Origin of the sequence: Parapedobacter koreensis (assembly GCF_900109365.1) — a bacterium.
Classification (GTDB): Bacteria; Bacteroidota; Bacteroidia; order Sphingobacteriales; family Sphingobacteriaceae; genus Parapedobacter; species Parapedobacter koreensis.
This window is the reverse complement of record NZ_FNZR01000003.1, coordinates 120,662-141,048: the sequence shown is the minus strand read 5'-3', so window position 1 is coordinate 141,048 and position 20,387 is coordinate 120,662. Positions and strand designations below refer to the sequence as shown.

Here is a 20,387-nt window from a genome sequence, read left to right as displayed (position 1 = left end):
AGCTACCATACGGAGTTACTAAAACCCCGAACAATCGCACGGATTTACTGTTATGTAAGAAACACATATGGAGGCGCCATGAATAAGAAGAACATAACAGGCACACAAGACAAAAGCCGCAACATGGAAATGGGAAATACAACCGCTGATAAGACATTCAGGGATACCAAAACGCAAAAAAGACACCAAGGCTTGCCTAACGCAGGAGGAGTACGGACCGGACAAACTAAGAAGAACAAATAACAGCCGTATCCACCTCAATAGCATGGAGTTACCTTATTCAGGAGGCAAAAGAACTAATCCGGTACGCGATATACCAAAGCGTTGATATTAACGCCGGCACCAACCGCGGCAAATACAACGATACTTCCCTTCTTCAAGGTATAACCTTCAATCTTTTCGGAAACCAAGAGATTATACAAGGTGGGTAGCGTAGCGACCGAGCTGTTGCCCAACCAGGATATGGTCATGGGCATTATACCCGCTGGCGCGTATTTTCTGCCGTACAAACCGTAGAGTTCCCGTAGTATGGCCTCATCCATTTTATTGTTCGCTTGATGTATCAATACATTATCCACTTCATCAATGGATAGTTGGGCTTTATCCATGCATTCTTTGATGATAGCAGGCACAATTCTGAGCGCTTGTTCATAAAGCTTTCGTCCCTGCATCTTGAGAAATAATCGATCTCCGCTGTATCCAGGATTATTGGATTTGCCCATTTCAAGCACGAAGGCGAGTTCATTCGTATAGGACTGCGCTTCATGTTCCAATATGCCCACGCGTTCCGTCGTTTCAACGGCAGAGAGGATGATCGCCCCTGCGCCATCCGCATAAATCATACTGTCCCGATCATGCGGGTCGCATATTCGTGAAAGTGTCTCGGCACCGATGATCATCACATTGGCTGCTTGTCCAGAACGGATATAATAATCCGCTTGGATGACGCCTTGTAACCAACCCGCACACCCGAAAGATAAATCGTAGGTCACCGTTTTGGGATTTGCAATGCCCAATCGGTGTTTTACACGTGATGCAAGGGCCGGCACAAATTCACTTCTCGGGTTGTCCTCGCGGATATCCCCAAAATTATGAGCTACAATAATATAATCAAGCGTTTCCCTGTCGGTATTTGACGATATTAAAGCTTTCTCAGCCGCAAAAAAAGCGATATCGGAAGCAACCAAATCATCAGTTACATACCGTCTTTCCCTGATACCGGTGATTTGTTCAAACTTGTTGATGATATCTTCGTTTTTGTTGGGGAGACGAACCCTATCCTGGTCAAAAAAAACATGCCCCATGAAATCTTCATTGGTTACCTTACGCGTAGGAAGGTAACTGCCGCTACCTATAATGATGGATTTTTTGTATTTCATGCATATATTATTAATGCCAACAAGCTAGCTATAAAATTGTTAATTGTTGGGTCAGTGATTGCAAAATGAAAAAGGCCACTTTAATAAGCGGCCTTCAAAATATCTAAAGAAGCGTTTTATACCACCTTGACATTTACAGCATTCAATCCCTTTTGACCCTGCTCTACTTCATACGAAACCTCATCATTCTCGCGGATACGGTCTTTCAAGCCTGACGAATGAACAAAAATTTCACGTCCACCGTCGTTGGGTGTGATGAATCCGAAACCCTTGGTTTCGTTGAAGAATTTTACTACTCCTGTTGACATTAGTTATTGATTTTATTAAATAAAGCGTAAATGTAAATATAATTTATTGAAAATCAGTTATTTTTTCCAATAATAATTAATTAAACGCCTTGGTCCGAACGCCGGATTTAATAAAATACGTGCCAGATGTACCATTAACTCGTTTCTATGCTTTCGACCTTTGGCGGCATCAGTTTGTATACCACCGGGGTGAACACCCGTGATAGTAACGTGGAACTGATCAGTCCGCCGATCATGACAATGGCCAATGGTGAAATCAATGGGTTATCTGACCAAGCAATAGGCAACAAACCGCCTATCGCTGTCAATGAGGTAAGAATAATCGGCAGAAACCGCATCTCTCCTGCTTTTTCTATCGCTTCATTGAGGCCCATCCCTTCCCTGCGCAACTGGTTGGTAAAATCAACCAGCAGGATGGTGTTTTTCACTTCGATACCAGCCAGTGCTACCAAGCCTATCGTGGCCACAAAGGAAAGTGTATTGCCCGTAGCCAGCAAAGCCAACACCGCCCCTACAATTCCCAATGGAATAACAGACAATACAATCATGGTGCTCTGTAGGGTCTTAAATTCCAATACCAACACGGCTATAAACATAAAAACCGTAATAAGGATGACCGTGCCGAAGCCACCGAACGACTGCTCGCGGCTCTCTACTTCTCCCCCCATTTCATAGTGGTACCCTGTAGGCAACGGCATCGCATCCATCTGCTGGATGACATCGCTGATGACCCCGTCATTGGTATAGCCTCCGGCTACGAAGCAATTGACCGATACCGTGCGATCACGATTGATGTGGTATATCGCAGGCGGCGATGGCACCAGCTTCAGGGTAGCCAACTGGCTGAATGGCACAGCTGTGCCCTGCACATTATCCACGTAAATCCGGTCGAAAACGGACAAGTCGGGATAGGCACTACGCGGCACACTCAGCCGTACCAGGTAGTCGTCGTCATCCGAATCGGGATCAGTATAGGTCGTCACATCAAAGCCAGCCAATACCATGCGTACCGTTCGGTCGATATTTGCACTGGGTACTCCCAATGCCAACGCCTTATCCCTATGGATATCGACTTGGATGTCGGTCTTGTCATTGCGCACGGGATTATTCACGTACAACGCGCCCGGTGTACGCTCCATGAGCGTCTCTACACGTGCGGCCAATTGTTTCAACGTATCGAGATTTTCGCCAAACAACCGTACCTCCACGGGTGATATCACCGGGACACCCTGCTCAAAATTCTTCACCTCCACTTTCGCACCTAAGTAGGGTGTCCAGCGTTGCCGGAGCTGCTCAATGAGCGCCTCTTTCTCTTTCGGAGAGGTATCCGGCTGTAGTTGCACGAATAGCTCAGCGAAATCCGCCCGCTCATTGGCCTGCTCCACATTGTAGTAAATCCGCGGGTTGCCTTTGCCTATATTGGACGCAATATACTGCACCTGAGGCATTTCGGCAAGATCGGCCTCCAACTGCCGGGCAATGCTATCCGTAGCGTAGATATTGGCCTGTAAAGAAGCATTGACACGAACCAAGAACTGCGGTTTTTCAGAGGCAGGAAATAAGCTGAAGCCGACCACGGGAATAAGCGCCAATGCACCGCCAAAAATAACCACGGCTACGACAACAGTCTGCCATGGGCGTTTCAGCGCTTTATCCAGCAGTACAGCGTAAGTACCGTGAATAGCCTGTTGGAGCCAGCGGAGCACGGCATTTCCTTCGGGGTTTTCATGGGGTTTCAGCAATCGGCTTGATAGGAAGGGCACGACGAGCAGCGCGACCAACATCGAAGCAATGACCGATCCGATGACCGCCATCGGTAAGCTTCGGATAAAATCGCCGGCCGTTTCGGGCATAAACATCAGTGGCATGAAAGCGATGGCCAGCGTAGCCGTACATCCTACCACGGCCAACGCGATCTGATGGGTGCCTTTAATGGCTGCCTCTACGCGGGAGAATCCTTCGCGCATCCATCGCTCGATGTTTTCAACGACCACGATGCTATCGTCCACCACCAAACCCAGCGCCACAACAAAGCCCACGATACTCAGCTGGTTGAGCGAATAGCCAAACGTATTGAGCACGATGACGCCCATGGACAACGAAAGCGGTACGGCAATCATCACCACGAGCGATGCTCGCGTACCTAGGGGCAGCAATGTGATCAGTACCAGCGTAACGGCAATAAGGAAATCGGTACCCAAGCCGCTGAGCCGTTTGTTGACGTTTTCGCCTTGGTCGAAGTGCAACACCATATCGATATTGTCCGGCAGCCTTTCCCTGAACCCGTCAAGCACGTTGATGTATGCTTCCTGCGTCCGGCTGATGTTTTCCCCGGCCTTCTGGGCAGCGTTGACAAAGATCGCACGGTGGCCATTGAGACGAGTGATGTGCGTTTCCGGCGCAAAATCAGGATAGATATCAGCAACATCACGCAGCAGGATATTTTTTCCCTGCGCGCTGGAAATAATGGTGTTCTTGATGCCCTCGATGCTTTGGTAGTTGCCACTGGTCTTGATGCTGAACACTTTGCCACCGGCAAGCACACTACCACCGGGGATATTTGCTCCCTCGCTTTGAATGGCTTGCATAACCTGATTGAGTGGAATACCCAATTGCGCCAGGCGTGCAGGCTCAACATCCACCCGTATCAGTTGGTCCGACAGACCGCTTACCTTGACTTCCTTGAGCGCCTTTACCTTTTCCAGTTCCTCCTTCAGGTCATCGGAAACCTCCTTCATCACTTTACGGGATGCATTTTCTGAAATCAGCGCCACTTGCAAGACATTGACACCCGTAGGATCTATCTTCTGAACATCTATGCTATACACCTCGTCCGGCAACTGTGGTCGCAAAGCGCTGACCTCCCGGATAAGCTCCTGGTACTTGTCATCGTAGTCGACACCGTGCTCGTACTCCACGAACAATACGGCAAGTCCATTCAGGATAGTCGTGCGGATGCGCTTGATGTTGTCGAGATCGTATAGCGTGGTCTCCATGGGTTTTACGACCAGCTGTTCCATATCCTTTGGGTTGGTACCGGGATAGACAACTACCACGGGAAAGTTGGGCGGCTGCATTTCCGGGTCTTCGGCCCTGGGCATGGTAAGGATGCTGCTTACGCCGATGGCTATCACCATCAATACCATGATAAGCGTAAACTGATAATTCTTTATGGGATATTTGATCAAATCCATGGCTGCCTATTTTACCGTGATTGCTGAACCGTCGCGCAAATAAGGGCTCCCTGAGACAATGAGCGATTGGGCATGCTCAAGCCCACGGGTAATCATTATGTGGTCTTTCTGAATGCCGCCCACCTGCACAGGTACGCGCCTGGCCATCTTGCCATCGTCGGTCACAAAAACGTAACCACTGCCAGCATCACCATCCAGCAACGCTTCATAAGGAATAAGCCAAGCCCCTTGTTTGCTGGCAAGCCGGATTTCAGCCTTGCCGAACATGCCCGATGCCAAGGTAGGGAGTGGTGCCTCCGCTAGTTTCAACTTCAAATAGATAGTGAACGTCCCCGATTGCGGGTCTATGCCTTCGGATTTGCGATATACTTCGGCCTGTATGGGTTTGCCGATGGCGTCGCTGGTGACGGTAGCACCATCACCCACCTGGATAGCCGCCCATTGCCTGTCGCCCACCCCCACCTTAAGCAACCAGCCACTACGACCCGTACCACTGACGACCAGCACGGGTGTACCGGGGCCAACAATCTGCCCGGCATTGGCAGGGCGTTGCAGCACATAACCATCAAATGCCGCACGGATACCGGTATGCCCCAGGTTATAAGCCGCACGTTCGGCATCCTGCTTAGCCAATTCGAGCGCCGTCTGTGCATTTTCCATTTGTTCTTTTGTGGCCACACTATCCAGGTAGAGCTGCCGGGCGCGTTTGTAATCGCGCTCGGCTTTTTCCAGTGCGAGCTGCGACTGCTTCACCGCGGTATTGATTTCCGTGGGTTCAAGCGAAGCCAGCAGTTGGCCCCGCTTGAATGCATCCCCTTCCTTTACCTGAATCTGCTGGATGGCACCGCCATTCTTGAATGAAAGCACGGTTTCGTCGTCCGTGGTAAACGTACCTGTGGCACTTACCGACTGTGCCGTATCCTTGGAAACTAAAGGCATAATAACAACCGGGATGATTTCCTTATCGGCCAGACTCGTATCCGGTTGCCGATGCCCGCATGCCCATGCGGCCAGCAAAAGGCCCAAGGCTATACTGATGTTTCTGAACTTGTTCATGTCCATTTCTTTTTTAATGTTTGATTATTGGATAAGCAGATAACCTGCATTTTCACGTTCGAGCGCAGCAGCGGCCGAAAGGACTTGGTAGGTATTTATCAATAGCGCCATGCTGGCAGCCGTGTATTGATTGCGCGCATCTACTGTCTCGATGTAGCTGTTCGACCCGGCTTGGTACCCCCGCGTGATGAGTCGTTGGTAGGCTTGGGCAGCTTCCAACTGGCTTTTGGAGGATTGGTAGCTTTGCCAGGCCGACTGAAGGTTGTGGTAGGCCACCGAACTGGCAAGCTGGAGCTGTTGCTGTGTCTGCTCCAATTGCAGCTGGGCATCTTGGAGGTCGAGCCGTGATTGCTGGATGTTATATTTATTGCGGTTGCCGTTGAAAATGGGAAATTCCAGCTGCAATCCCGCCATATAGTAACGTGTTTGCCCGTTGAAATGGAATCCTTCCGACTGGGATCCCAGGTCTAGGAACGCATTCAGCTTGGGTACCGCAAACTGCTTATTCATCCGGAGCGCGGTTTCATGGATATCGATTGCCGTAGCCAGGGATTGCAGCTCCTCCCGCTCACCGACCGGCCCATTGCTGCGCCCCAGGATGTCTGCCACCTGCAACAGGGCACTCTCGCGGTTGAATGCCGTATCAATCGCTGCGTCTGCCGTACGGTTGAGCAGGCTATTGAAATAAAGCTGTGCATTGCGTGCTTTTAACTCAGCATCATGCAGCTTGGCTTCCGCCTCGGCCACTTCACTGGCTGAACGGAGTACGTAGGCCGGAAGTCCTTTCCCATTTTCGACCAACCGCTCATTCGTGCGCTTTCCTTCCCGGGCCAGTTCTAGCGCCGACTGGTAAATCACGATGGCCTGTTGAGCATTCAAGTAATTGAAATAAGCAGTTTTAATTTCCTTGACCAGTTCCCGTTTATAGGTGTTCACCTCCAATTCACTCAATCGTACCTGCTGTTCCTGAATGCGTCTGTTGTGCACAATATCCGTATTGATGAGCGGCACGGTCGTCCGGATGTGTGCGTCGTAATAATTTCTCGGAAGGAAATTAATGGTTTCATTCTCGATGCGTGGAAAATCATTCGATTCGGTCAGCTCGTTCAGTGTACTATACACCGGATTAAGCAGATCGCCAATGGGTAGCGGGATATTACGGCCCCCATCCGCGGTTTGGTAGGCCATCTGCAGATTAACGGAAGGGAGAAACATACTCTTGGCAATCTTCAAGGCATAGTCGGCCCGCTGCAACGATATATTACGTTGCTTAAGTACAAGATTACTGCCCAAACCTTCCCTGACATAACCCGCCAAAGCATCCTGCGCAAATACATTTCCACCAGAAATCGCAGTGGCTACTAATAGCCAAATTCCTAACCACTTAATTAATACTGTTCTCATTATTAACAGTGTTTATATGAATTAAAAAAATTTATTTCAGTCCGTCCAGCAATCGGATATAAGTTTGGAAGATGCTTTCCAGCAACGCCTCGTGTTCCGGGAGGGCATAGCTGCTACACTTTTCGGCGATATGCTTAAAATGGCTCGTAATATGCAATGAGCACAATCCATGCACGACACTCCACGACAACATAGCTACTTCAGCCGTATTCATATCGACAAAATAGCCAGCTTTTTGGCAAGCTTCCACCGTCTGTATCAAACCGTCGAACACGCGCTCACCTTCTGGCCAATCCTCTTCCGGGTGATGAGCCTGCAAATATTCCATCGGTTCTTTCATGATAAACATAAGCTCATAAAAATCAGGGTGATCCAAAGCAAATTGAATATAAGCCCTGCCCATGGCTTTCAACCGCTCAAATGGCTGTTCAACATAGATCAGCGCCGACAACCGCTCGCGTAGCAGACTAAACCCTTCCTGATGCAGCGCATATGCAATATCGGTCTTATCCTTATAATACAAATAGATTGTGGTAGGGCTGAACTCTATCTCTGCCGCGATTTTCCGGATGGACGTGGCCTCATACCCTTCTTTTACAAATAGTTTTTTAGCCGCCTCCAATATTTTCGCTTTCAAATCTTCTTTGTGGCGTTCTTTTCGTTCTTTGATTCCCATAGTAAAATATTAACGGTTCAAAATTAATTAACACTGTTAATATATGCAAGAAATTATTTCTTTTTTTAATTCCCATTTGCCGTATTTTTCACCACAATCGGCAAAAAAACAACCTAACAGAACATCATTCATATATTTGGCATATAATTTGAATAATATTTCTAATCATATCATATAATACGAATAATGAACGAAATCACCTATACATTAGACCAAATTGACTTATCTATTCTACGGTTAATGCAGGAGAATGCCCGCATTAACAATGCGGATATCGCACGTGAGTTGGGCATGGCCCCTTCCGCTATTTTAGAACGGGTAAAAAAATTGGAGCAAAGACAGGTGATCCTGCAATACAATGCCCGGATTAATCCAGCAGCGGTAAACCAGAAGCTCCTGTCATTCATTTTCATCAAAGCGGCCGATGGCATTGGCTGCGCGACTACCGGACAGGCATTAGCTGCTATTCCGGAAGTACAGGAAGTACATGATATCGCAGGCGACGATTGCTACCTGGTGAAGGTACGCACGGCAGACGCCACGTCATTGGTGGAATTAATGCGCAGTTCATTCGCCAAAATTCCAAATATCATTTCTACCCGGACAACCATCGTACTGGAGACGGTAAAAGAACAGCAACAGGTACTTATCCCAGAAAACTGACAGCATACATACGCATGACAACAAGCATCAATCAAAAACAATTCAAACTGATGGTCGCGTTGGCGTTTGCCATCGTATACATCGTATGGGGTTCCACGTATTTCTTCATACACAAAGCGCTGGCGGGTTTTGGCCCCTTTATGCTGGGGGCTATCCGTTTTACCGTCGCCGGGCTGCTGATGCTTGCTTGGAGCGCTTATATGAAATATCCAATTTTTGACAAAGCCGTCATCCGCAATGCAAGCGTGACGGGATTACTGTTGCTGTATGTGGACACGGGCATCATTATCTGGGTAGAGCAGTTCCTCGCCAGCGGCTTGGTAGCCATTATGGCTGCGTCTGCGGCTATCTGGTTTGTGCTATTGGATAAACCGAGGTGGAAAGAAAACTTTACTAACCTGCCAACCATCGCTGGCCTTTTCTTGGGCTTCTTTGGTGTAGTGATGCTGTTTGGCGAGCAGGTAGCGATGTCGGCAGACCTTTCTGCACAAAAAGCCAATACCAACGGCATGCTGCTGTTGCTGGCAGGCGCCATTGCTTGGACTATGGGCTCCTTATATAGCAAGTACGCAGGAAAACCGAGCAACCCAACGCGTGGCGCTGGCACGGCAGGTACGGCCTGGCAGGTCCTGATTGCTGGCATTGCATTCACATTAACGGCTTTTGCACGTGGCGAAGCGCAGGATTTCCGTGTGCGGGATGTCCCTGCCGAAGCGTGGTGGGCCATCGCCTACCTCATCATCTTCGGCTCCATTATCGCATACAGCGCCTACATCTGGCTACTTAAGGTGCGCCCAGCTACCGAAGTAAGCACATATGCCTACGTTAATCCCATCGTGGCGGTATTATTAAGTTTATTCCTCACGGATGAACGTATCTCTGTCATCCAGCTTACCGGACTGGCGGTCATCCTCATGAGCGTACTGCTTATTAATTGGACGGCATATCGCCTACCAACATCACTCAAACGCAGAAAAAGAGAAAAAACCACTTACACCAAACCATCAGTCCGATCAAAAACCAGGAGCTCCATAGCGTTGCGGGCAGACGGCAAGCCAATGAATGTATAACTGGCTGGCCTAAAGAAACATAAACCTAATAAAAATCCCGGCAAAAAGAAACAGAAAACTTTTTTGTTTCTCACTTTATTGCTACCTTTATTGCCTGCCTTACATCCGGATAATCTGCTATGGTATACTATGGAAAATTTTGACCAAAAAGACGAGCAATACACCCAAGAAATACTGCACCTTGCCCCGTTCGGCATCTTTAAGCTAGATTTGGCAGGCAACGCTTATTTCATTAGCAAAACATGGGAAGATATTGCCGGCATCGGGGCAAAAGCATCGTTTGGCAAAGGTTGGCATAGCGCACTATTTGCAGAAGACATACCGGCAGTAAACGCTGCCATTGCGGCAGTAACGGAACAAAAACCGGCTGTTGCGTTTAGGTATCGGATAAAGCATGCCCACCATGGGGTTCGTTTTTGCAGCATGGAGCTACGGCTGATACGGGATGATCAGGGTGCAGGTACTTACCTCGTCGGTTATGTTCAGGACGTTACGGAAGAGCACTTAGCCCATGAAAAGCTAGTGGAGACCGAAAACAGGCAAAGGGAACTGAACACCTACCTTGCTTCGTTGATTGCTTCCATTGAGGACATTGTCTTGGAAATCGATGGTCACAAGCGATTTAGAAATGTATGGGCTAAGGATGAAACCCCGTTATTTCTACCGAAAGAACTGCTTATTGGCAAGACCGTAGCCGAAGTGTTTAAATCAGCGGAAATGTTGTTTTCCTCCCCTATCAATGACGCGATTCGTACAGGCGAAACACAGGAAATCGAATATAAGCACATTGATCCCGCTATTGATAAATGGTACAAAGCCAAAATAACCGTAGTCAGCAATGATCCAAATCCGGAATGCCAACGTCTGGCACTCACCATCCAGGACATTACCAATCGTATTAAACAGGAACAGGCCCTTAAGCAGACCAAGGCGCTGCTTGAGCGGACAAACCAGATATTGGAATCAAGCCAAAAGCTGAGCAACACCGGTGGTTGGGAATTTGACGTGCTGACAGGGGAAATGTTCTGGACCAAACAGACTAAATTGATCTTTGAAGTCGCTGATAACGACACGGAGGTCATCAACTACCAGGATATCCTGACGTTATGTGATCCGGGCTACGATTACATCTTTGACCAGCACATTCGCCGTTCGTTGGAGAGGCAGGAGCCGCATGACTTTATCTTCCGCATCCGTGACAGGAAATGGTTAAGAAGCATCGGATCCCCCGTAGTGGAAAATAACAAAGTTGTAAAATTGCGGGGGGCGACCATGGATATCACCGAGCAGATGAAAGCCACCCAAGAACTCCTGGAAGCCAAAAACAAAGCCGAAGAGGCGGCTCGGGCAAAGACCGATTTCTTATCCGTCATGAGCCATGAAATCCGAACACCATTGAATGGCATCATAGGCATAAGCAACCTTTTGAAAATGAATCGTTTTCAGGATCACCAAATCTATGTAGACAACCTGATTTTTTCTGCTGACCACCTCTTGCAGCTCATCAATGATATCCTGGATCTTACAAAAATAGATAGCGACAACGTCGAACTGGTACAGAATGAAGTGAACCTTAATGAGTTGCTGCAAGGCATTACCAACCAATTCAACTCATTGGCTGAATCAAAGGGCATCGATCTCATTAGCTTTATAGACCCCCAGATTCCCGAAAAAATCATTGCGGATGCCGTCCGGCTAAACCAGATACTGAACAACCTGATAAGCAATGCGCTCAAGTACACGGATACCGGTGAAGTGACCATCACCCTCCAGGCACTATCTTGTGACGAACAACAGGTCGCTATCCGCTTCACCATAAAGGATACCGGCATCGGCATACCAAAAGAATACCATGAAACCGTCTTCGACAGTTTCAAACAGGTGCAGCAGCCTGCATCCCGAAGACATTCAGGTACGGGATTGGGGCTGGCCATTACGAAAAAGCTCGTCGAGCTCCATAATAGCCGCATCACAATGGAAAGCTCGATAGGGAAAGGCACAACATTTTCCTTCGACATTACCTTTGAGCTGCCCCAGGACGACCTGTTGGTTGACCAATCCGATGTACGATCATCCGTGGCGACCTATGCAAATAAACTGGGCGATCTACGGGTATTGCTTGTAGAGGACAACCCCATCAACGCCATGGTTGCCCAGAAGCAATTGGTATACTTCGGTATCGTCCCAGATTGCGCATACGATGGTATAGAGGCCCTGTCGCTACTGAAAAACAACACGTATCATATTGCGTTCATCGACCTCCATATGCCAGGCATGGATGGGCATGCACTTTCTGAGTTTGTCCGCAAACAGTATCCCGCTACGCATATCGTCATTTCTACGGCAGATATTATGGGCGATATACGGGTGAAATTGTCAAAAATAAAGACCTATGACATCCTGAACAAACCAATTGTGCTCGAAAAATTGCTGATATTCTTGCTGAAAGTGGCTGAACAGCACAACATCATCCATATGGAAGCAACACTTGACGAATAGACTTCACTTTAGGTTAATCGTATCTTTTTCCGTTTTCAATACTTCTTGACTACCTTTACCGGCTAAATACACCATACGGATGGCGCGACTTATAAAATTGGGCTTCCCTCTTGTTTGCATGGCATGGAGTATCATCGCTTGCTCCAAGTACCTGGCCCCCGTCAAACAGCAATACATCCAGTACCAGGTAGGTGACAGCGTGTCCGCTGATTCGGCCTACATCCGCTATTACTTGCCTTATAAGCAGCAATTGGAGGCCGAAATGGATCGGGTCATCGGCCATTTGGATGTAAACCTGACGAAAGGGGACAATGCACCGGAAACACTACTGGGCAACTTTTTTGCTGATGCACTCCTGGCCGAAGGCCGTAAGTCATATCCCGATGCGGAATTTTCTTTCGGTACCAAAGGGGGCCTACGCATCGAACTGCAACGTGGAGACATCACGATTGGCCACCTTTTCGAGCTTATGCCCTTTGAAAATGAGTTGGTATTATTAGAACTATCCGGGCAAAACGTACAGCAACTGGCTCAATTCATTGCCAGTACCGGCGGGCAGCCCATCTCCGGAATACGGATGAAGATTAAAGACAACCAGCCCGTGGATGTCCAAATTGCCGGGAAACCGATTGACACTTCCCGCACCTACAAGCTGCTCACCTATGACTACCTGGCCAACGGTGGTGACAACTCCCGCGGATTGGAAAATCCTGTGAATCGCATCAACCTTGGCAAGAAGGTCCGCGAGACCTTGATAGACTATGTCAGCCAACAAACCAGGGAAGGTAAACACATCAATACACAACTCGATGGAAGAATTACACGCAATTAACAGGCGCAATTTCCTAAAACAGGCGGGTTCGCTTGCTGCTCTTTCAAGCCTTGGCAGCATGCCGTTAGCGGCCATGGCCAATGACGAACACGTGTCGCTCACCATCCTTCACACCAACGATGTGCACAGCCGCATCGAGCCTTTCCCGATGGATGGCTCACGCAACCAGGGCTTGGGTGGCGTGGCCCGCCGGGCAACGCTAGTTGAACGTATCCGCAGTGAACAGCCCAACGTGCTGCTGCTCGATGCCGGGGATACGGTGCAAGGCACCCCCTATTTCAACCTGTTCGGTGGCAAAGTCGAGCTGGAACTCATGAGCAAGATGGGCTATGATGCCAGTACCTTTGGCAATCATGAGTTTGACAACGGGCTGGAGGGGTTAGCAAAAATGCTCCCATATGCCCGATTCCCATTTCTCACGGCCAACTACGACTTCAGCAATACCATCCTCAAGGGCAAAACCCGCGACTACATCATCTTCAAGAAACAAGGGCTCCGAATCGGCGTCTTCGGGCTGGGCATCCAATTGGACGGGCTGGTCGATCCGAATCACTACCGGGATGTACATTACCTCCCTCCCATTGATACGGCCAATGCGTTCGCCAACCGGCTTAAGCATGATTACAAATGCAGCCTTGTCGTCTGCCTGTCCCATCTGGGTTACCGCTATAGCGACGGCCAGGTATCCGACCAAGTATTGGCTGCCAATACCCGTGGCATAGACCTTATCATCGGTGGGCATACGCATACCTTTATGCCCCAGCCTGAGCACATCCGGAATCTCGACGGCGAAATCACCACGGTAAACCAAGTAGGGTTTGCCGGCATCAACCTCGGACGGCTGGATTACCAGTTTGAGCGGCAATCAGGGAAAAAGAAGCTGGTAACAGCGGGCCGATATGAAATTTCGGAACGTTTGCCAGCTTTGAATGGGTAATGGGATACAGATGACGCTGGCCAAACGGCACCATGAAAGCATTTATACGCTTATATATCGATGCATACCGGGGTCTATCACGCCCGGCGTGGATGCTTGCGCTGGTGATGCTCGTCAACCGTACAGGTGCCATGGTGTTGCCTTTTTTGGGCATTTACATGACACAGGCGCTCAACTTCACCATTCGGGAGGTCGGGGTCGTACTGGCTTGTTTCGGCCTTGGTGCAGTCACCGGCTCGTGGCTGGGTGGTTGGCTGACCGACCGTTTTGGTAACTTTTGGGTACAGACACTGAGCTTGCTGGTTTCGGTCCCTCTTTTCCTCGTGACGCCTTTATTTACGTCCGTAGAAACCCTGGCTATCGTCATCTACCTGCTCAGCGTGGTGACGGAATCGTTCCGGCCTGCCAATTCCGTATCGGTAGCCCGCTATGCACGACCTGAAAACATCACGCGGGCTTTTTCCCTCAACCGCATGGCCATCAACCTTGGCTTTTCCATTGGCCCGGCAATGGGTGGTTTCTTGGCCTCCATTTCATACCACTGGATTTTCTATGGCAATGCACTGGGTGCATTCATTGCCGCACTTATATTCATTGTTTTTTTCGCCAAACGCAAAGGTACAGTACGGCACAAATCGACCGACATAAAAACCACGGCCTCCACACGTCCACAATCGCCTTACCGTGACCGGGCATTCCTGCTATTCAGCCTGCTTTGTTGCATCTATGCCATCTGCTTTTTCCAATTACTGAGTACCTTACCCCTTTTCTATCAAAAGACACATGCCCTTGATGAGAAACACGTGGGCATCCTATTAGGATTCAGCGGATTTGTGGTCGTGGTATTCGAAATGCTGCTGGTGCATATCGCCGAACGGCGGCTTTCCTATGCAACGAGCATCTTTTGGGGCACGGCCCTCTGCGCGGTATCGTTTGCCATGCTACCCATGCCCACGGGGTATTGGGTACTCTATGCCTCCATTTTCTTGATGAGTATCTCTGAAATACTAGCGATGCCCTTTATGGCTTCCGTAGCGGTACAGCGGGCATCAAGACAAACCCAAGGAGCTTACATGGGGCTCAATGCACTGGCCTTTTCCACCGCCCATGTATTTTCGCCTTTTCTGGGTACCCGTATTGCCGACAGTTATGGTTTCGGCCTGCTATGGTGGAGCACGTCGGTAGTGCTCGTTGGCGTATCCATCGGACTGTATGTGGTCGTAAGGAAAATGTGAAGATTGATTTTGAGGTGCTCTATCCGTGTTCTGTGCTTTATTTTACCAAAGGATTCTTTTCCTTAGCAAACAGCTTATACACCTGCTTGTCCACCCAAGCAGGGAGCAGTTTGTTCATCATCACAGCCAGTTTTCCCTGCCGGGTCATCACCAGTGTGCGCTTGCGATGGATCACCCCCCGCACAATCCGCTCCGCAACTTCATTAGCCGTCATCATCTTACCTTCATCCATGCTGGTTTCACCATGCGCATCGCCCGCCGCATCCAACGCCGTTTGCCGGATACTGGAAGCAGTAAAACCCGGACATGCCAGCATCACATGTAATCCGGTTTTTAGGTTTTCAACACGCAGCGACTCCATGAATCCATGGATGGCAAATTTCGATGCGGAATAGCCAGTACGGCCAGGAAGCCCACGATAGCCGGCTATGGATGAAACTGCCACCACGGAACCCTTGCCACGTATCAGCTCCGCCAACGCATATTTGGTGCAATATACGGTACCCCAAAAATTGACATCCATCAGCCGATGGAGCACAGCAAGATCCAAATCGGCAAATAGCGCCCGCATGCTGATGCCGGCATTATTGATCAGAACATCGATGGTCCCGAAGGTGGTCATGGCCTGTTGCACCAACGCTTTGCAGTCCGCCTCCTTAGCTACATCGCACTGCACAGCCACCACGCGGACACCGTGCTGCTTTTCCAGTGATTGGGCAATTTCACACAATGATACATAACGCCTGGCACCCAGTACGAGGTGGGCTCCCTGCCTTGCAAATGCTTCCGCACAGGCTAAGCCAATACCAGATGACGCTCCGGTAATGACGACGGTTTTATTACGCAATACTTCGTTCATAGGGTACACGGGTGGCTATGGAACGCCCAAGGGTTACTTCATCCACATACTCCAATTCACCGCCAAAGGCGATACCCCTGGCTATCGTGCTGATCTGCACACCGAAATCCTTAAGTTTCTTATAGAGGTAAAAGATTGTGGTGTCCCCTTCCATCGTGGCGCTTAAAGCCAGTATAACCTCTTGCACTTCCCCAGCACCAGCATCAATGCGCTTGATAAGGCTGTCTATTTGGAGGTCTGACGGGCCGATGCCATCCATTGGGGATATCAATCCCCCGAGCACATGGTATACACCATGGTATTGATTCGTATTTTCGATGGCCATCACGTCACGCGTGTCTTCCACGACACAAATGAGCCCTTTATCCCGCTTGTGTGAAGCACAGATTTCGCAAACCGCATTATCCGAAATATTGTGGCAAGTTGCGCAATACCTGATTTCCTGTTTCAAGCGGTCCAAGGCAGCGGTAAACCGCGTAACATCAGCTTCCGGTTGCTTCAGCAGATGCAACACCAAGCGCAGGGCCGTTTTCTGCCCCACTCCGGGTAGACGGCCAAACTCGGCCACAGCTTGTTCCAACAGTTTGGACGAAAAATTCATGAGACAAAGATACTTTTTTAGTACGAAAGTCGTAAGTCATAAACCGTGTGCACCGGCATCCAAATGGATAAGTGTAATAGAACCTGTCAAAAATTAGTATTTTAGCGAAAAACACAAAGACACCTATGGCAAGGACGAGAGAAGATAAAATCATGCGGGCATTTGAAAATAAGACCTGGCAGGAAATTAAGGTGAAGGACTCTTGGCAAATTTTCAAAATCATGGCAGAGTTTGTGGACGGATTTGAAAAGCTTGCTAAGATAGGCCCTTGCGTATCGATGTTTGGCTCAGCCCGAACACCACAAGACCATACCTATTATAAACTTGCCGAAGACATCGCACGATTACTTACCGAACGTGGATACGGCGTGGTTTCCGGCGGCGGGCCTGGCATTATGGAGGCAGCCAACAAAGGGGCTTATGAAGCAGGGGGCAAGTCCGTAGGCATCAATATTGAGTTGCCGTTTGAACAATTCCACAATGCCTATATCGACCGTGATAAACTTTTGCAATTCAACTATTTCTTCGTGCGTAAAGTCATGTTCATGAAATATTCACAGGGCTTTATTGTCCTTCCCGGGGGGTTCGGCACGATGGATGAATTGTTTGAAGCCATTACACTCATCCAAACCGGAAAAATCGCACGCTTTCCCATCGTATTGGTCGGAAAGGCATACTACGGGGGCCTTTTCGAGTGGGTGAAGGGCACTATGCTCAAGGAAGGCAATATTAGTCCGGAGGATCTCAACCTTTACCGGCTTGTGGACACCGCAGAAGAAGCTGCGGAACACATCTTCAGGTTTTATGACAAGTACTTACTCAAACCGAATTTTTGATCCACCAGCTATATCTCACCTGCTATTTTTTCAGTATAACCCATTAATGACCAGTCAATTATTCAGTACAATCCAAATCAAATGCGACAAAATTTCCGATTCTAAAATCAAATTTCCCATGGTACTTGTTTTGCCTAAACATTCATAAAATTAAGACAATGAATTTTAACAACTATACGATTAAGGCGCAGGAATCCATCCAGAAGGCTTCCGAAATCGCCATCGGCAACCAGCAACAAGCCATTGAGACCGCACACTTGCTTAAGGCATTGCTGTTGGTAGACGAGAATGTAGTCAGTCACCTACTCAAAAAGCTTAACGTCAATGTAAAGCATGTGGAGGATGAGCTGGATAAACAAATCGGCACTTTCCCCAAGGTGAGCGGAAGCAGTATTTACTTATCTTCGTCGGCCAATACAGCGTTACAGAAAGCGCAGTCTTACCTGAAGGAATTCAAGGATGAATTTGTATCCATTGAACATATCCTATTGGGCATCCTCAACGCAGGTGACAAAACCGCTTCATTGCTCAAAGATCAGGGTGTGACAGAGAAAGATCTGAAAAGGGCAATCGGTGACCTGCGGGGCAGTGCCCGCGTGACCGACCAAAACGCCGAAGCTACTTACAATGCATTGAATAAATATGCCCGTAACCTCAACGAGTTTGCGGAATCCGGCAAACTGGATCCGGTAATCGGCCGTGACGAGGAAATCCGCCGGGTCATCCAGATCCTCTCGCGCCGTACAAAAAACAATCCCATCCTGGTGGGAGAACCGGGTGTGGGAAAGACGGCCATTGCTGAAGGCATCGCGCACCGCATTATCAAGGGCGACGTACCCGAAAATTTAAAGACGAAAACGGTCTTTTCATTGGATATGGGTGCACTGATTGCGGGGGCCAAATACAAGGGGGAATTTGAGGAGCGGCTCAAAGCCGTAGTGAAGGAAGTCACCCAAAGCGACGGGGAGATCATCCTCTTCATTGATGAAATCCACACGCTGGTAGGAGCCGGCGGCGGCGAGGGCGCGATGGACGCCGCCAATATCCTTAAACCGGCACTCGCGCGCGGTGAGCTGCGTGCCATCGGTGCGACAACCCTCAATGAATACCAAAAATACTTTGAGAAAGACAAAGCATTGGAACGCCGTTTCCAAAAGGTAATGGTGGAAGAGCCGGATACCCAAGATGCAATCTCCATCCTGCGCGGGCTTAAAGAACGTTATGAAACCCACCATAAGGTACGGATCCTCGATGAGGCCATCATTGCAGCCGTAGAATTGTCCCAACGGTACATTGCGGATCGCTTCCTTCCCGACAAGGCCATTGACCTCATGGACGAAGCGGCCTCGAAACTACGCCTTGAGATGGATTCGGTGCCCGAAGCTGTTGATGAAATTGAACGCCGCATTATGCAACTGGAAATCGAACGTGAAGCCATCAAACGGGAGAAAGACTCCAAGAAGGTCGATGAATTGAGCGAAGAAATTGCCAACCTAAGCGCGGATCGGGACTCCTTGCGTGCAGCATGGCAAAGCGAAAAGACGTTGGTAGATAACATCAACCATGAACTGGAGCAGATTGAAACTTATAAGATAGAAGCAGACCAAGCAGAACGGGCCGGTGATTATGGCAAGGTCGCTGAAATCCGTTATGGGCGCATCAAGGAATCTCAGGACAAGGTAGAAGTACTCAAAAAAGAACTTACCGAAAAGCAAAGCAACAGCCGTATGCTGAAGGAAGAAGTGACTGCGGAGGACATCGCCGGTGTCGTATCCCGGTGGACTGGCATACCGGTGACGAGAATGGTGCAAAGCGAGCGCGACAAATTGCTACATCTTGAAGAAGAATTACACAAGCGCGTCGCCGGTCAGGAAGAGGCCATCGAGGCCATTTCGGATGCCATCAGGCGCTCACGTGCCGGACTTAGCGACAAACGCCGTCCCATTGGATCCTTTATTTTCCTTGGCACCACGGGCGTGGGCAAGACCGAGCTGGCAAAGGCCTTAGCCGAATTTCTTTTCAATGATGAACAATCGATGGTCCGTATAGACATGAGTGAATACCAAGAACGCCATTCGGTATCGCGCCTCATCGGCGCGCCTCCCGGGTATGTTGGGTATGATGAAGGTGGACAATTGACCGAGGCGGTTCGCCGCAGGCCCTATGCTGTAATATTACTGGATGAGATCGAAAAGGCACATCCCGATGTGTTCAATATTCTCTTGCAAGTATTGGATGATGGCCACCTCACTGACAATAAGGGGCGAGTGGTCAACTTTAAAAACACCATTATCATCATGACCTCCAACATCGGTTCGCACCTTATCCAGGAAAACTTCAGCAACCTGGATGAAAACAATAGGGAGGAAATCATCGCAAAAACACAGCATGAAGTATTTGAGCTGCTTCAGAAAACCATCCGACCGGAATTCCTCAACCGCATTGATGAAGTCATCATGTTTGCACCGCTCAGCCGGGAAGAACTGGGCAAGATTGTGCAGATACAATTCAGCAAGATGCAGCAGCAGCTGGCTGAGATAGGTATTCATCTTACGGCGAGCGACGAAGCGCTCGATTGGTTGGCCCAACTGGGGTATGATCCACAATACGGTGCCCGTCCACTCAAGCGCGTCATCCAGAAACACATCCTCAACGAATTATCTAAGGAAATTCTGGCCGACAATATTGACAAGGAGAGCAATATCAAGCTGGACATGTTTGACCACAAGTTTGTGTTCTTAAACCAGTAATCGGCGATGGGTTATCAGCTTTCGGCTATCAGATTCGTTACATCATTTTCGTAAAAGTCAATAGCTGAAAGTTGGTTGCGGATAGTTG

Annotated in this window: 17 protein-coding genes; 9 read left to right on the top strand and 8 right to left on the bottom strand. The window is 48.9% G+C overall.

Annotated elements, in window-relative coordinates:
- Window positions 1–78 precede the first annotated feature (78 nt).
- A complete protein-coding gene (locus BMW65_RS24125) occupies window positions 79–243 on the top strand; it encodes a hypothetical protein (protein WP_177181054.1) in 165 nt (54 codons plus the stop codon).
- Window positions 244–296: 53 nt separating this feature from the next.
- Here BMW65_RS24125 and BMW65_RS08295 read toward each other — a convergent pair whose 3' ends face one another.
- The 6 genes from BMW65_RS08295 to BMW65_RS08270 form a co-directional block, all read right to left on the bottom strand.
- Entirely contained in the window at window positions 297–1,379 is a 1,083-nt protein-coding gene (locus BMW65_RS08295) for a 3-oxoacyl-ACP synthase III family protein (protein WP_090604515.1), read from the bottom strand.
- A gap of 116 nt (window positions 1,380–1,495) precedes the next feature.
- Window positions 1,496–1,687, bottom strand: a complete 192-nt coding sequence (locus BMW65_RS08290; RefSeq protein WP_090604513.1) for a cold-shock protein — start codon at window positions 1,685–1,687, stop codon at window positions 1,496–1,498.
- 134 nt (window positions 1,688–1,821) lie between these two features.
- Entirely contained in the window at window positions 1,822–4,881 is a 3,060-nt protein-coding gene (locus BMW65_RS08285; RefSeq protein WP_090604510.1) for an efflux RND transporter permease subunit, read from the bottom strand.
- A 6-nt stretch (window positions 4,882–4,887) separates the two neighbouring features.
- A complete protein-coding gene (locus BMW65_RS08280; protein WP_245747559.1) occupies window positions 4,888–5,937 on the bottom strand; it encodes an efflux RND transporter periplasmic adaptor subunit in 1,050 nt (349 codons plus the stop codon).
- 24 nt (window positions 5,938–5,961) lie between these two features.
- A complete protein-coding gene (locus BMW65_RS08275; RefSeq protein ID WP_090604507.1) occupies window positions 5,962–7,341 on the bottom strand; it encodes a TolC family protein in 1,380 nt (459 codons plus the stop codon).
- Window positions 7,342–7,372: 31 nt separating this feature from the next.
- A complete protein-coding gene (locus BMW65_RS08270; protein WP_090604505.1) occupies window positions 7,373–8,017 on the bottom strand; it encodes a TetR/AcrR family transcriptional regulator in 645 nt (214 codons plus the stop codon).
- A 186-nt stretch (window positions 8,018–8,203) separates the two neighbouring features.
- On the opposite strand from BMW65_RS08270, the gene BMW65_RS08265 reads away from it, so the two are divergent.
- The 6 genes from BMW65_RS08265 to BMW65_RS08240 all read left to right on the top strand — a co-directional run bounded on the left by BMW65_RS08265 (window position 8,204) and on the right by BMW65_RS08240 (window position 15,253).
- Window positions 8,204–8,680: an Lrp/AsnC family transcriptional regulator gene (locus BMW65_RS08265; protein ID WP_090604503.1), complete on the top strand. Its 477-nt coding sequence runs from the start codon at window positions 8,204–8,206 to the stop codon at window positions 8,678–8,680.
- A 14-nt stretch (window positions 8,681–8,694) separates the two neighbouring features.
- Window positions 8,695–9,750: an EamA family transporter gene (locus BMW65_RS08260; RefSeq protein WP_218145370.1), complete on the top strand. Its 1,056-nt coding sequence runs from the start codon at window positions 8,695–8,697 to the stop codon at window positions 9,748–9,750.
- A 129-nt stretch (window positions 9,751–9,879) separates the two neighbouring features.
- The gene (locus tag BMW65_RS08255) at window positions 9,880–12,249 is read left to right on the top strand and encodes an ATP-binding protein (RefSeq protein WP_090604501.1); all 2,370 of its coding nucleotides are present in this window, start codon (window positions 9,880–9,882) and stop codon (window positions 12,247–12,249) included.
- Window positions 12,250–12,328: 79 nt separating this feature from the next.
- Window positions 12,329–13,081, top strand: coding sequence for a 5'-nucleotidase C-terminal domain-containing protein (locus BMW65_RS08250; RefSeq protein WP_245747558.1), 753 nt, complete (start codon window positions 12,329–12,331; stop codon window positions 13,079–13,081).
- Window positions 13,059–14,018 (top strand): metallophosphoesterase, encoded by a 960-nt coding sequence (locus BMW65_RS08245; RefSeq protein WP_090604498.1) that lies wholly within the window; start codon window positions 13,059–13,061, stop codon window positions 14,016–14,018. Before BMW65_RS08250 ends, BMW65_RS08245 begins: the two co-directional genes overlap by 23 nt.
- Before the next feature lie 32 nt (window positions 14,019–14,050).
- Entirely contained in the window at window positions 14,051–15,253 is a 1,203-nt protein-coding gene (locus tag BMW65_RS08240; protein WP_090604496.1) for an MFS transporter, read from the top strand.
- Between the two features lie 37 nt (window positions 15,254–15,290).
- Here the strand turns inward: BMW65_RS08240 and BMW65_RS08235 are convergent, their stop codons facing one another.
- On the bottom strand, window positions 15,291–16,112 hold the full coding sequence (locus tag BMW65_RS08235) for an SDR family oxidoreductase (RefSeq protein WP_090604494.1): 822 nt from the start codon (window positions 16,110–16,112) through the stop codon (window positions 15,291–15,293).
- The gene (gene recR, locus BMW65_RS08230) at window positions 16,093–16,713 is read right to left on the bottom strand and encodes a recombination mediator RecR (protein ID WP_090604492.1); all 621 of its coding nucleotides are present in this window, start codon (window positions 16,711–16,713) and stop codon (window positions 16,093–16,095) included. Before recR ends, BMW65_RS08235 begins: the two co-directional genes overlap by 20 nt.
- Window positions 16,714–16,838: 125 nt before the next feature.
- Here recR and BMW65_RS08225 point away from each other — a divergent pair, with 125 nt between their 5' ends.
- Both BMW65_RS08225 and clpB read left to right on the top strand, forming a co-directional pair.
- Window positions 16,839–17,549 (top strand): LOG family protein, encoded by a 711-nt coding sequence (locus tag BMW65_RS08225; protein ID WP_090604489.1) that lies wholly within the window; start codon window positions 16,839–16,841, stop codon window positions 17,547–17,549.
- Window positions 17,550–17,707: 158 nt separating this feature from the next.
- Window positions 17,708–20,299 (top strand): ATP-dependent chaperone ClpB, encoded by a 2,592-nt coding sequence (gene clpB / locus BMW65_RS08220; RefSeq protein WP_090604487.1) that lies wholly within the window; start codon window positions 17,708–17,710, stop codon window positions 20,297–20,299.
- Window positions 20,300–20,387 lie beyond the last annotated feature (88 nt).

Excerpts from the sequence above, each read along its gene's own strand:
- BMW65_RS24125 (WP_177181054.1), top strand. The coding sequence starts at position 79 with ATGAATAAGAAGAACATAACAGGCACACAAGACAAAAGCCGCAACATG.
- BMW65_RS08295 (WP_090604515.1), bottom strand. The coding sequence starts at position 1,379 with ATGAAATACAAAAAATCCATCATTATAGGTAGCGGCAGTTACCTTCCT.
- BMW65_RS08290 (WP_090604513.1), bottom strand. The coding sequence starts at position 1,687 with ATGTCAACAGGAGTAGTAAAATTCTTCAACGAAACCAAGGGTTTCGGA.
- BMW65_RS08285 (WP_090604510.1), bottom strand. The coding sequence starts at position 4,881 with ATGGATTTGATCAAATATCCCATAAAGAATTATCAGTTTACGCTTATC.
- BMW65_RS08280 (WP_245747559.1), bottom strand. The coding sequence starts at position 5,937 with ATGAACAAGTTCAGAAACATCAGTATAGCCTTGGGCCTTTTGCTGGCC.
- BMW65_RS08275 (WP_090604507.1), bottom strand. The coding sequence starts at position 7,341 with ATGAGAACAGTATTAATTAAGTGGTTAGGAATTTGGCTATTAGTAGCC.
- BMW65_RS08270 (WP_090604505.1), bottom strand. The coding sequence starts at position 8,017 with ATGGGAATCAAAGAACGAAAAGAACGCCACAAAGAAGATTTGAAAGCG.
- BMW65_RS08265 (WP_090604503.1), top strand. The coding sequence starts at position 8,204 with ATGAACGAAATCACCTATACATTAGACCAAATTGACTTATCTATTCTA.
- BMW65_RS08260 (WP_218145370.1), top strand. The coding sequence starts at position 8,695 with ATGACAACAAGCATCAATCAAAAACAATTCAAACTGATGGTCGCGTTG.
- BMW65_RS08255 (WP_090604501.1), top strand. The coding sequence starts at position 9,880 with ATGGAAAATTTTGACCAAAAAGACGAGCAATACACCCAAGAAATACTG.
- BMW65_RS08250 (WP_245747558.1), top strand. The coding sequence starts at position 12,329 with ATGGCGCGACTTATAAAATTGGGCTTCCCTCTTGTTTGCATGGCATGG.
- BMW65_RS08245 (WP_090604498.1), top strand. The coding sequence starts at position 13,059 with ATGGAAGAATTACACGCAATTAACAGGCGCAATTTCCTAAAACAGGCG.
- BMW65_RS08240 (WP_090604496.1), top strand. The coding sequence starts at position 14,051 with ATGAAAGCATTTATACGCTTATATATCGATGCATACCGGGGTCTATCA.
- BMW65_RS08235 (WP_090604494.1), bottom strand. The coding sequence starts at position 16,112 with ATGAACGAAGTATTGCGTAATAAAACCGTCGTCATTACCGGAGCGTCA.
- recR (WP_090604492.1), bottom strand. The coding sequence starts at position 16,713 with ATGAATTTTTCGTCCAAACTGTTGGAACAAGCTGTGGCCGAGTTTGGC.
- BMW65_RS08225 (WP_090604489.1), top strand. The coding sequence starts at position 16,839 with ATGGCAAGGACGAGAGAAGATAAAATCATGCGGGCATTTGAAAATAAG.
- clpB (WP_090604487.1), top strand. The coding sequence starts at position 17,708 with ATGAATTTTAACAACTATACGATTAAGGCGCAGGAATCCATCCAGAAG.